This is a genomic window from Paenibacillus phytorum (genome assembly GCF_013141715.1).
GTDB classification, from domain to species: domain Bacteria; phylum Bacillota; class Bacilli; order Paenibacillales; family NBRC-103111; genus Paenibacillus_E; species Paenibacillus_E phytorum.
The window spans coordinates 48,903-62,056 of the sequence record NZ_WHOA01000165.1 but is presented as its reverse complement, the minus strand read 5'-3'; the positions used below and the strand labels follow the sequence as shown (position 1 = coordinate 62,056).

The following is a 13,154-nucleotide window of genomic DNA, read 5'->3' as shown; positions in this document are numbered from 1 at the left end:
CTTACTTAAACTAAGGGGGACAGACATGCATGAAGTTGCACAAAAAATTAATGATCGTATATTTGGTGACCATTCTACTTCCGATCGTAGGGTTAACGAATTACTTCCTTAATCAAATGTCGGACCTCATTATCCGGTACGTATCTGATTCTTATCAAAAGATATTAGTCCAATCCAACAATGGCATTTACTACAATATCCGATTCTATGAAAGCATTCTAGACAATTTAACAGTGTCGGAACCCGTTCAAAACGTACTTACGGAACCCGAAGTATACCGGGAAAAAGGCGTTATTATTATGAATCGGGAAATCTCTCGTGCGGTCCGGTTTATCCAAGCCTATCAGGCGACCGATGTCGAGAGCATCGAATTTTTCTCCACATCTCCTGATGTCATGTCCGATGGCGTATACCTTTTTCCAGAGGATAGGCTTCGAAGGGTTCTCGGATTGAATGAGATACCGGATTCGAAGTTTTGGATACTTGAGCAGGTTGACGGTAAATATTATTATGCGTTAGTGCGTCCTATGTACAGCATCGGGCAGTTTAAGAAAATTGGTTACATCAAGCTAACGATCCAGATCCCTTCCGTGACGTATGTGCAGGAAACATTGGGCAACAAAGCGGACGCAAGCGGAAGCTTAATCATCGCGGACAGTAAGGGAACCATCATGTTTAACCCTGACACCGCTCAACTTGGCAAACCACTTCCACAGGAAATCGTCGAAGAGACGAGTACGGATCGAAGCTCCGAATCCGAGCTTAACCTTCATATTCAGGGAACCGACTATGTCATGTGGTACCGCAAGCTCCAGAATGTTGACTGGACGATGTACCTTCTTGTGCCCAAAGCGTCGATTCAATCTAAAGTAAATGAAATTCGGCAAACCATTTTAACAGTCAGCATTATTTGTATGATTATTTTTTCTTTTCTGACCTTGCTTATAACCCGTCAACTGACCCGCGGGATCCGACGCCTCCACGCCAAAGTATCCCGGGTAGGCAGGGGGGTGCTCTCTACGAGCCGCAGAGTCCATGTTAAAGGCGATGAGATCGATGAACTAGATCGTAATTTTGATAACATGCTCGATAATTTACGAGACCTTATTCACCAAAACTATGTGGAAAAACTGGAAAGAAGGGAAATGGAGCTCAATTTTTTACAAGCTCAAATTAATCCTCATTTCCTTTACAATACATTGGATGCAATCAAGAACGAGATTGACATGGACGAGAAGCAGACTGCCATTGGCATGGTCGTCGCCCTAGCGGACCTCTTTCGAATATCGGTATCCAAGGGAAGCAACACCATCCGTTTCGAACAAGAAATTGATCACGCCAAATGTTATTTGAAAATTCTGGAAATCCGTTTCGGTGCGCGACATACGGTCGAATGGCAGATAGATCCGCAAATACCAAGTCTCTACACCTTGAAAATTATCCTTCAGCCTCTCCTGGAAAATGCGATCCAGCATGGGTTGAAGGGAATGGCGGCAGGCTCTGTAACCGTGATAGGAGAGCTCACAGAGCAGGCTGTCATCGTGACCGTTCGTGACAATGGCGTGGGGATGACGAAGGTTCAAGCAGAAACTTTACTAAGTGATCATTCGCCCAGCAAGGGCATCGGTTTGTACAACGTGAACAGTCGAATTCGGATGTATTTCGGCGGTGAGTATGGCTTATCCATTAAGTCGGAGCCCGGGAAAGGAACGGAAGTTGTATTAACGCTGCCAGTGCTTGAGGGGGTTGAACATGTATAAGCTGCTTATTGTGGAAGACGAGTTATCAACTCGCAAGTGGTACACCAAGATTATTAATTGGGAGAAAAATGGGTTTGAAGTCATTGCGATTGTGGAGGATGGGCAGCAAGCATGGGAAATCCTGAAGGAACGTCCTGAAGTGGACGTGGTGATGACCGATATCCGGATGCCCTACATGGATGGTTTGGAACTAACGGAACGCATTCGATCTCTGCCGGGTGAACCTGTGGAAATTGTCATTCTTAGCGGTTTCGGGGAATTCGATTATGCGCAGCAGGCCATTAAGCTTGGCGTGCGAGATTACTTGCTGAAGCCTGTGACCAAAGAGCAATTAACAGAAGTATTCGAAACAATCGCGCGAAGACTGGATGAGCGTCATTTGCAGTCGACGAAAATCCAATATGCCAATCAAATGCAGAAGGAGAAGGCATTGTTCCAAAAAGCGCAAATCTATGAGCGCTGGCTGACGCGTAAAGACATCCTGATCTCTCCAGAGCGGTGGTTCAATCAATTTGACGCTCAATTAGACCTCGTGAATGGCTCATTTCTTATGCTTGTCGCGGAATTCGATGATTACACTAAGTTCACCGATAATTATAACGATGAAGACCAGAAGCTATGCCGCTTCATCGTTCATAATATTTTGGATGAAATCTCTCACAATTACGGAGCGGTTGATTCTGTGCTGATGCCGCCGAACCGTTTCGTTTTCCTCCTTGAAGCCGGATCAGAAAGAGCGGTCGATAACAAAGGACTCCTTGCGGGCCATGCTTTCCAAGAAAGCTTAAACAAATATTTGCGGTTATTTAACGTTCAACTTTCAGTAGGATGCAGTCAACGGTTCGAGGGTATTTCCAATGTTCCCGAGGCATATGTTCAAGCTTTCAAGGCGCTTAGGCATAAATTTTTCACGGGTAAAGGGTCTGTCAATCTTTTTCATCCATCACCTCAAGGACAAAACGAGGGCTTCTACCCGACTGAGCTTGAAAAGAAACTCATCATTGCCTTTAAGCAAGGCGAAGAACAAGGGGGATATGGACTCTTCAACGAATTTCTGCTGAATTTGTGCAGCAGCGGGGAATCGGAGGATTCCATACGTTTCATCGTGGGCGAGATGCTCGTTAATCTGTTTCGTCAGCTCAGGGAAGTTAAATCTCTTCCAGTGACAAGTGAAGTCATGGAAATGTTTATAGAGGAAATCCGTTGTCAGGAAACGTATGTTGAGCTTACCGAGAAGGCAAAAGAGTTGATTCAGTTCATGCTGGAATCGATCGCCATCGAGGCCCTTTCGCTGTCACCCGTTTCCAAAGGCATTGAATACATGAAGATCAAGCTGTCTCGGGACATTTCTCTTCAGGAGGTTGCTGAATATGTGGGCATCAGCGCTTCTTATTTCAGCACCTTATTTAAGCAAGAGAAGGGTTATAACTTCGTTGATTTTCTCGTTCGTCTTCGAATGGAGAAGAGCTTGGAACTGCTTGAACGAACGGCCTTAACCGTAGCTCAAGTTGGGGATGAGGTTGGTTATCAGAGTTACCGCTATTTTACAAAGGTATTCAAAGATTACTACGCGATGACGCCTACCCAATTCAGGGAACGGCTTAAGATGACGTGACAATCAAACAAATATGACAATTCCAAAGAAAGTGATACCTGATCATAAATATTTGGACTTACGAGTGGGTAATTTCGCATGATATGATAAATATATCAAATGGAACCTATGAGTAAGTCTTATAAGGAGGTAAAACGCTTACAATGGAATCACTGACAAATTCTATGACTCAAGTTCAGCCCCAAAAACCGATGTCATTCAAGCGTTTGCTATGGAAACGCATCTGGCAGCATAAAGTATTTTACTTATTCATGCTGCCAGGCATCATTTGGTTCTTCATCTTTTCTTACGTTCCCCTATACGGAATTCAAGTGGCGTTTCGTAATTTTACATTCACTGGCGGCTTCTCAGGAAGTCCTTGGGCTGGCTTGAAGTACTTTCGCCAATTCTTTGATTATTATCAATCAACAGAACTCATACGTAACACCATTGTGATCAGTTTGTCAAAGCTTCTCATCGGTTTCCCGATGCCGATTATTCTCGCGATTCTTTTGAATGAAGTTCGCAGAGTGAAATTCAAAAAGGTTGTCCAGACCCTTTCCTACTTACCTTACTTCGTATCTTGGGTCGTAGTCGTGACACTGATGCAGCGCCTCCTAACTCCGTATGGAGGACCGTTGAATGACCTGCTTGCCTCACTTGGCTTGGAGCGCATTCAATTCCTGTACAACACGACATGGTTTTATCCCATGATATTGGGGTCTGATGTTTGGAAAAATATTGGATGGAACTCCATCATCTATATGGCGGCAATAGCTGGAATTGATCAGCAATTGTACGAAGCGGCGAAGATTGATGGCGCGAATCGTTTTCGGCAAATGTGGCATGTCACGCTCCCCGGTATTCGCAACATTGCTGTGATCCTCTTTATTCTCTCCGTCGGTGGCTTGATGAGCGCCGGATACGAACAGCTGCTTCTCTTGAATGGACCTGCAACAGCCCGAATTGGCAGCGTCCTCGATGTGCATGTTATCACTTCCGGTATTAGTGGAGGTCGACTAAGTTATGCGGCTGCTGTTGGGTTGTTCCAAAGCATTATAGGTCTGGTGATGATACTTGTTGTCAACCGAATCGCTAAGAAATACAGCGACGTATCCCTTTTTTAAAAGCAAATGCTTACGAAGAAAGTTTACTAACGAAGACGCTAAGGAAGTGATGAAATGAAGCGCGATTTTTCCTTGTTCAGCACATTAAATTATATCATCCTGGCGCTGATCGGTTTCTCGATGATCTACCCGTTCATTTACATTCTCGTGTACTCACTAAACGATGGAAATGACTCCATGCAGGGTGCGCTGTATTTCTGGCCTCGGCAGTTCACATTAGATAACTACGCGCAAGTGTTCCACAATCCTCGTATCTGGCAAGCTTACAAAATTACACTGTTACGCACGATTCTCGGCACATTTCTACACGTGCTTTTGTGTACCCTTATGGCTTACGCATTGGCAAAGAAAACACTGCCGGGAAGAACATTTTTCACTTTCTATATCTTTTTGCCTACGATTTTCAGCGCGGGTTTCATTCCTTACTTCATCACGCTGCAAAAGCTTCATCTGATCAACACTTTCTGGGTGTATATCATTCCGATGTTATTCAACTTCATGCATATCGTCATCATCCGGACGTTCCTGCAGGGGATACCGGAAGAGCTGGACGAGTCGGCACGCATTGACGGGTATGGCGATTTCACGATTTTCTTGAAAATTATCCTTCCCTTATCAGGTCCAGTGCTAGCAACAATAAGCTTGTTCATTGGAGTCGCACATTGGAACGATTGGTTTGCTGGGGCTTACTACGTATCTAACAAAAACCTGGTTCCTGTTCAAACGCTGCTGCAGCAAATGCTGACTGAAGCGGAAGCGCTCTCGAATTCGATGCAGCGGGCAGCTCAGCAAGGTGGCCAAACAATTAGCGTGAATCCAGCCGGTTCAACGCCCGAATCGTTACGGATGGCGCTCCTGGTTATCACCGTCTTCCCGATTTTGTGCATCTACCCATTCTTGCAAAAGTATTTTGTCAAAGGTGTCTTGCTAGGCTCCGTTAAGGGTTAGCTGTCCTCGATTTTGGGGGGCTTATCATATAAAAATGAAGGAGGGTTCTCATGAAAAAGAAATGGTCTAGAGGTGCTTCCGTTGTATTAGCATTAACACTTGCAGGTGGTTTAGTAGGTTGTACTCAGAAGGATGAAACGTCTCCAAGCCCAAGTGCAAATTCAAGCACAAGTCCAAGTGCAACTGCCAAAACGGACACCAAGAAAGAGGTCACGCTTAAAGTTTTGCACAACTGGAATGGTTCCAGCGGTTCTGAGAGCGACATGAATGCCGTCGCCAAGGTGATCAAGGAGAAAACCGGGGTAACGGTTCAAATGGAATACACCAAAGGAAGCGAAGTGGAGAAAGTTAACACGATCTTCGCGACGCAGGACTTGCCAGATATATATACCGGACCGGCGTGGGGCGGGGAGCTGGATGGTATCATCAAAGCTGCAAAAGAGGGTCAACTCGTTGATCTCTCAAGCAAGCTGGCTAATTATCCCAACCTAGCCAAAGAAATTGCTAAGGAAAACGTACCGCCTGCGCTCTACGAGAAAGGAATCGACGCTTATGGTGGCAAAAAGTATTTGCTATATCAAAATCATCCTGCAACGGACAAGGATGCCATGGACTGGTTATACGGCTTCTATGTACGTAAGGACATTGCTGAAAAAGTAGGGGTAGATCCACAGTCCGTCAAAACAAAGGACGACTTTTACAATTTCTTGAAGAAGATCAAAGATGCGGGCCTCAAAGAAAGCGGTCAACCTGTCATTCCACTTGGCGGCTTTCACAACGGTTGGGCTGTTAATATCGGCGATCAGATGTTTATGGGTTCTGGCTTCCTCGATAAAGGAGATGGCTCCCTAGAGAATAATTTCTTTACTAAAGCATACGAAGACTACACGTTATACTATCGGAAGCTGATTTCCCAAGGGTTGCTGGATTCCGAAGCGTTTACGCAGACGGATCCAATCGCGAATGAGAAAGTAAAGCAAGGGCGTGTAGCCGTCCTCGCAGCTCACTATCCAGCTATTCTTGATGCCTCCAAGGACTACGTCCAGTCTCACCCGGGCAGCGATTATGTGCCTGTAGGTCCACTGGAAAGAGCAGGCGCTGAAGCCAACCGTCCGGCAGATCTAGGCGTGCAGGGCAACAATGTGACTGTTATTACGAAGCAAGCTAAGGATGTGGATGCAGCCCTGCGCCTGCTGGATTTCCTAGCTTCTGATGAAGGCTTCATGCTTACTCGCTACGGCGTTCAAGGCGTCCATTGGGATATGCAGAACGGTAAACCGACAGCGAAAAAGGAATGGTTTGATAAGTTTGTGAATGACAAAACCGGGAAGTTGAAAAAGAACGAAGGGATTGGCGTCGGCTACGAAAGTTTAACGGGTCTGGACCGTACGAATTCCAAAGGTAACGGGGACATCTGGGCTGATCAGAATCGCGTGGCAGCTTTAGAGAAAGCTCGTAAAATTTTACGCCCGAATGGCATTAAAGTCATCACAGCTTACAATCCTTGGGACGTTATTACGAAAGCCCCTCAATGGGAATCTCTCAAGCCATCCATGGATAAAACCGGTGACGTTTGGAAGGAAGCGATATTTGCCAAATCCGATGAGGCGGCACTCAAAATCATCAATGATTTACGCGGGCAGCTGGTAAAAACAGGCTATCGTGAAGCGATTAAATTCACGAATGATAATCTAAAAGGCAAAGAAGTGGTAAAACTTCAAATGCCAAACTAAAACTTAACAAGAGGCCGCTCTGGTGGCGAACGACGGGAGAGGCAATATGACTCTCCCGTTCTTGTTCTGCCGAGTGGGAACTCCTAGAGGAGGGATTACCTTTGTCGAGACCGGTATCGGATAGGAAGGAATGGACGGGTTTCCAAGAATCGCGTCCGTATGGGGCTAAGTACGATTTGCGCAGCGATTTTGTCATGGTGTATGGCATCTCGGATGACTTGGAGGAACGAATCGCCGGGTGGAAAGAAAAGGGCTACATCATCCACCTGATGACAGGGGTGTCGTGGGGAGAATACCAAGACTATTTGTACGGAAAGTATGATGGCCGTGATCATTGGGACGAAGCTCAGACCAATCGTGCCGGCGACCAGCTACTGCACGGCAAAGACGTGCCTTATATGGTCCCGACGATTTCCTTTAGCGAGTACCTTGCTGCCGGTATTAAGCGGGCAATCGACAGTGGGGCCGAGGCCATTCATCTAGAGGAGCCGGAGTTTTGGGTAGCCGGCGGATATTCGGAAGCCTTCAAGCGGGAATGGCGCATCTTTTATCAGGAGCCGTGGATACCGCCTCATGAGTCGCCAGATGCGCAGTACCGGGCGTCCAAGTTGAAGGCGTATCTGTACTATCGAACGCTGGATCGCTTATGTGCGCAGATGAAGGAATATGCGGAAGTTAATTATGGGCGTGCGATCCGTTTTTATGTGCCGACGCATAGTCTGATCAATTACACGCAGTGGCGGATTGTGAGTCCGGAAGCGCTGCTCGTCAACATGCCAGCTTGCGACGGATTTATTGCTCAAGTATGGACGGGGACCTCGCGCACGCGCAATGTGTACAAAGGCATCCGTGAGGAGCGAACGTTCGAAACGGCATTCCTTGAATACGGCGTCATGCAAGAGCTCGTTCGCGGCACGGGCCGTGATATGTGGTTTCTTCATGATCCAATTGAGGATAATCCGAATTACACGTGGTCGGACTATAAGGTCAATTATGAAGATACAGTCGTTGCTTCTCTGCTTCATCCTTACGTAAACAATTACGAGATATGTCCTTGGCCGCGAAGAGTGTTCGAGGTTGCCTATCCCAAGAAAGACGGCAAGGGGAAAGAAATGATCCCGCCCGATTATGCGACCGAGCTGTTGACTGTTATGCACGTACTTCGTGACATGCACCGCCACGAGGAAATCACGTCCGATGAACAAACGGATGGAATCGGTCTCCTCCTTGCCAACTCAGCGATGTTCCAACGGGGTGACGTTGATTTGAAATCAGATGAGGGTGACTTTCGTTATGATGGCACCATCAGTTCATTAATTCTTCCTTCCGAGCATCACGAAGAAATGCTAAATTGGTCGGCGTTCTATGGGCTGGCGCTGCCGCTTGTTAAGCACGGTATACCGCTTCGCCCGGTTCAGCTGGACAATTTGCTTCATTTCCCAGGGTATTTGGACGATTACCGGGTGCTGCTGCTCAGTTATGAATTTATGAAACCGGAGCACGCCGGTCTTCATCAAGTGCTGTCGCAGTGGATACGAGAAGGAGGCTGCTTAATCTATGTAGGGGACGGCAGTGACCCGTACCACGGTGTCAAGGAATGGTGGAACCAAGGCGCCAGAGCCTACGAACGGCCAGATGATCACCTCTTCGAGGCCATTGGTATGGGGCGCCGCCCTGAGGATGGCGAGTACCGGGTAGGTCAAGGAGGTGTTATCGTCCACCGCGTACATCCAGCCCGACTTGCTGAAACCGAAGATGGCGCTAATTGGGTCCGCGAAAGTGTGAAGCGTGCACTTGCCATGCGCGGAGATGAGGAGCCTTTGCGTGAAAAGCATTATCTTCAAATCCGTCGAGGTCCCTATGTCGCGACACGCGTCATGACGGAGTCGCTTACGGATCAAGCTGTCACCGTTCATGGCTGCTACATCGACCTTTTTGATGCTAGACTTGCTATTGTGAGTAATCCGGTTGTCGAACCAGGCAAGGGTAGTTTACTCTATGACCTTGAGGCAGCTCCTGAACAGACTTCAGCTGTCATCGTTAGTTCGTCGCGAATCCGTGACGAGGAACCCGTCGTAAAAGGGAAGTTCCAATTCGTCTCCGAGGCGCCTGCAGGAGCAACCGTTAGTACAAGACTACAACTGACAGAGGAACCTCGTCATGTCATCGCGGATGGTCATGAAGTTATTGATCGAAGCTGGGAACCCGGATCTCGAACGCTTCTAATCCGCTATCCCGGCGTGCCGGAAGGGACACTTGTTACGGTCATTTTCGAAAAGGGATAAATTGTATAAGAATGGAAAACCTACTCTCAGGAAGGAGAGAGCAGGATGGACAACGAGAACATGAATCTCTTGAATACGCAGGATCTAGATAAAGCCAACGTGCAGGAGGATATCTGTAATCCGGATTTTGATTTGATGCGCAACTATGCTAATCAGCTTAATGGTGAGATGGACGTTGATGAGAAAGACAATTGACACCTAGCAGCATGGTACTTCGGCGCATCGCATGTAACAAAAGGCATTTCGCTCTATTAGCGAAGTGCCTTTTTTGACACGCTAGAATTTATATGTTTTGAGTTTGGCGCGAGACGTCTGAAAAGGACCTCTCAGCTGCTGAGAGAAGGCGAGTTAGCGTGTTTTGCGTCCTGAGAAGGCAGAATAGGCTGTCTCGGAGGCTCGAATGGAGTGAAAGTGGCGCGAGACGTCTGAAAAGGACCTCTCAGCTGCTGAGAGAAGGCGAGTTAGCGTGTTTTGCATCCTGAGAAGGCAGAAAAGGCTGTCTCGGAGGCTCGAATGGAGTGAAAGTGGCGCGAGACGTCTGAAAAGGACTTCTTAGCTGCTGAGAGAAGGCGAGTTAGCGTGTTTTGCGTCCTGAGAAGGCAGAAAAGGCTGTCTCAGAGGCTCGAATGGAGTGAAAGTGGCGCGAGACGTCTGAAAAGGACTTCTCAGCTGCTGTTTGCTTATATGTGCTGCAATTATCCCCTAGCCCAGCGCAGAAAATAATATGAAAAAAAGCCTCTCATGCTTGAGGAGGCTATCGTTATAGTTACTCCCGCATGATTTCGGGTTTTTTTTGTCCAAATAGCTGATCGACTTCCATGACTTCCTCTAATATTTATTCTTTTGAAAACACAATTATGGACATGGCTCCTTTAAGAAACCGGTCTTATGATGAAGTTATGAACACAATAACAACTTACGGGAGGTTTCATCATGGGTATCCGAATTCTGAATGAACAAGATTACTATCGAATCGTGTATGGGGGATGGCTTGGGAAAAATATAGGGGGAACACTTGGTGCACCGGTAGAGGGCATTAAGGAGCTGCTGGAGTTGACCTTTTATCCGGAGCTGCCGGACGGCCCATTGGAGAACGATGATTTGGACTTACAATTGGTTTGGCTGCATGCTTTGGAGCAATACGGTCCGGGATTGACTGCGATCGAGCTTGGGCAGGAATGGTTGGAGCATATCTTTTTCCCATTTGATGAGTATGGTTACGCGCTGACGAATCTGAGAAGAGGTCTTCTTGCACCCGTTGCCGGATCATTCAACAATCCGTTCAATGAGTGTATGGGTTCACCCATTCGTTCCGAAATCTGGGCCATGGCTGCACCTGGATCGCCAAGTACAGCGGCCCATTATGCTTATCAGGACGCCATTGTGGATCACGCCGGCGGGGAAGGGGTGTACGGGGAAATGTTTTTTGCCGCCCTCGAGAGCGCTATTTTCTATGAGAAGGATCGGGATCGCTTAATTGAGATCGGCATGACCTATATCCCTGCGGATTGCCGTACCGCCAAAGCATTGAAAGATCTGCTCCACTGGCATAAGGAAGGGAAGGATTGGCTCGAAGCGCGTTCGCTCATTCTGGAGCATCATGGCAACGATAACTTTACGGACGCCCCGCAAAATATTGCTTTTACGATCCTTGGCTGGTTATATGGCGAGGATTTCGAGGATGCAATTTTGAAAGCGGTCAACTGCGGTTATGATACCGATTGTACAGCTGCTACACTGGGCGCTATATTAGGCATGCTGCTCGGTCCAGAAGGTTTGCCGGATAAATGGGTAAATCCAGTTGGTGATCGGATCGTCGTTAGCCCACCGATTAAAGGATTTCCCGCACCTAAGAACTTGGACGAGTTAACCAGGCGCACCATCCGCATGGGCAAACAAATTCTTGCAGCTTGGGATACGGACATACTTGTGCATCCTGACCTTCCGACATCCTTGAACCAACCCGTAGAAACGAACGAAACGGAAGAGAAAATAAGGGAGCTTTGGACGAGGAAGGTAACAGCTAATCACTACTTGCTGCCACAAGGAACTCGTAACACTCCGGATGCTGAGCTTGAGATCGATTTCGGTCAGGAAGGTCCAGCCATCGGAGTGAATCAGAAGAAGACGCTGCATATCACGTTCACCAACCGTTCGTTAACATCAATAACAGGCAATATCGCGTTAGAACTGCCCGAGAACTGGGAGGGGCCGAATTCACTTGAAGTGAGCCTACAACCTAATGAATCAATCGAATGGAATACAGAAATACGAGCTTCCGCGATCGCTAAGTCCAGCTATGAGCTTGCATTCGTTTGGACAAGATTTCATGACCGATCCGTATGGGCTGCTCAAAAGGTTCCTTTTTCGTTGGTAAATGCTTCAAAGTGGATGATTTGGGGACCGAACGGCAGTGAGGGGAAAGACGTATATTTCCCAGGCAATCGTTTGGAATGGGAGAAGGAACTCGGTAGTGAGAACGATGGCTTGTACCGCGCTCAAACGAAGCTCTTCAACCCAAGTGAGAGAAAGATTCGTCTTATTGCGGCTGCAAGAGGTCCTATCGTATTGAAATTAAACGGCCAAATCGTCATTGAATGTAAAGAATCGTTGGAATTCATGCCAGCTTATCATCGGTCTCCGGAAGAACAAAGGATTGAAATAACACTAGCTGCAGGAAGCTATGACATTGAAGTTGAGGCATTAAGGAATGGTTCTCCATTAGAGGTGTATGTCTTGCCGGTGGCACTTCTTAACACAACACTACCTGGCCCCCATTATTACTTTACAGATATTTTGTTTGGGTGACCTATGAGAATTGATGCGCATCAGCACTATTGGAAAACCGAACGCGGAGACTACGGCTGGCTGACCGCTGAGCAGGGTATTTTATTTGCAGACTATATGCCGGAGCAACTGCAGGATTCGTTGGAGCGCTATCACTTCGAACGCACGATTGTCGTGCAAGCCGCGCCGACGCTGGAGGAAACGCAATTCTTGCTCTCTTTGTATGATGAGTATGAAAGTATAGCTGGGGTGGTCGGTTGGCTAGATCTAGATTCACCGCTATTTAGCGAGCAATATGCTAAGTTTCGAGGGTATAAAGGGTTTGTTGGCTTTCGTCCAATGCTTCAGGATCTGCCGGATTCATGGATACTTCGACCGCAAGTCATGCAAAATATAAAGCAACTGGTCAAGGATGATTTTCCGCTTGATTTACAGCTTAGACCACGGCATCATCCTTATATATTGGAGGCGCTTAGAAGCTTTCCGACACTTCGGGCAGTGGTCGATCATGTGGCAAAGCCTTTTATCGCTGGACGCATCCTCGAACCATGGAAGACGGAGATGGCTGAACTGGCTGCATTCCCTAATGTCATGTGCAAGCTGTCAGGACTAGTAACAGAAGCCGATCAGCAAGCTTGGAACTGGATGGATCTGGTTCCTTATGTGCATCATGTGATCGAAGTGTTTGGCACAGATCGGGTGATGTTTGGCAGCGATTGGCCAGTATGTTTAACTACTTGCAGCTATGATGAAGTTTATTTGGCTTTGCTGAACGCATTGCCCTCCAACCTGTTTAGGGAGGATCATTTAGCTATCTTTGGAGGTAATGCAGCACGATTTTATCAATTATTGTAGGCTTGATCCTGTGGAGCTCTTGTGGTCGTTTCATGACCGCAAGGGCTCTTTTGCGTTTATCGAAT

9 protein-coding genes are annotated in these 13,154 nt (G+C 47.2%); all 9 read left to right on the top strand.

Annotation, left to right across the window (positions count from 1 at the left end; genetic code table 11):
• The first annotated feature begins 29 nt into the window (after positions 1 to 29).
• On the top strand, positions 30 to 1,760 hold the full coding sequence (locus tag GC098_RS24375) for a sensor histidine kinase (protein WP_171645814.1): 1,731 nt from the start codon (positions 30 to 32) through the stop codon (positions 1,758 to 1,760).
• A complete protein-coding gene (locus tag GC098_RS24370; RefSeq protein WP_171645813.1) occupies positions 1,753 to 3,375 on the top strand; it encodes a response regulator in 1,623 nt (540 codons plus the stop codon). Before GC098_RS24375 ends, GC098_RS24370 begins: the two co-directional genes overlap by 8 nt.
• A 143-nt stretch (positions 3,376 to 3,518) precedes the next feature.
• Complete coding sequence (locus GC098_RS24365) at positions 3,519 to 4,481, top strand: ABC transporter permease (RefSeq protein ID WP_246358908.1); 963 nt, start codon at positions 3,519 to 3,521, stop codon at positions 4,479 to 4,481.
• Positions 4,482 to 4,535: 54 nt separating this feature from the next.
• Complete coding sequence (locus tag GC098_RS24360) at positions 4,536 to 5,429, top strand: carbohydrate ABC transporter permease (RefSeq protein ID WP_047671958.1); 894 nt, start codon at positions 4,536 to 4,538, stop codon at positions 5,427 to 5,429.
• Positions 5,430 to 5,479: 50 nt separating this feature from the next.
• Entirely contained in the window at positions 5,480 to 7,162 is a 1,683-nt protein-coding gene (locus GC098_RS24355; protein WP_171645812.1) for a type 2 periplasmic-binding domain-containing protein, read from the top strand.
• 101 nt (positions 7,163 to 7,263) lie between these two features.
• Entirely contained in the window at positions 7,264 to 9,447 is a 2,184-nt protein-coding gene (locus tag GC098_RS24350; RefSeq protein WP_171645811.1) for a hypothetical protein, read from the top strand.
• A gap of 45 nt (positions 9,448 to 9,492) precedes the next feature.
• Positions 9,493 to 9,642, top strand: a complete 150-nt coding sequence (locus GC098_RS24345; protein ID WP_171645810.1) for a hypothetical protein — start codon at positions 9,493 to 9,495, stop codon at positions 9,640 to 9,642.
• A 738-nt stretch (positions 9,643 to 10,380) separates the two neighbouring features.
• Positions 10,381 to 12,255, top strand: a complete 1,875-nt coding sequence (locus tag GC098_RS24340; RefSeq protein ID WP_171645809.1) for an ADP-ribosylglycohydrolase family protein — start codon at positions 10,381 to 10,383, stop codon at positions 12,253 to 12,255.
• A 3-nt stretch (positions 12,256 to 12,258) separates the two neighbouring features.
• Positions 12,259 to 13,089 (top strand): amidohydrolase family protein, encoded by an 831-nt coding sequence (locus tag GC098_RS24335; RefSeq protein WP_171645808.1) that lies wholly within the window; start codon positions 12,259 to 12,261, stop codon positions 13,087 to 13,089.
• Positions 13,090 to 13,154 lie beyond the last annotated feature (65 nt).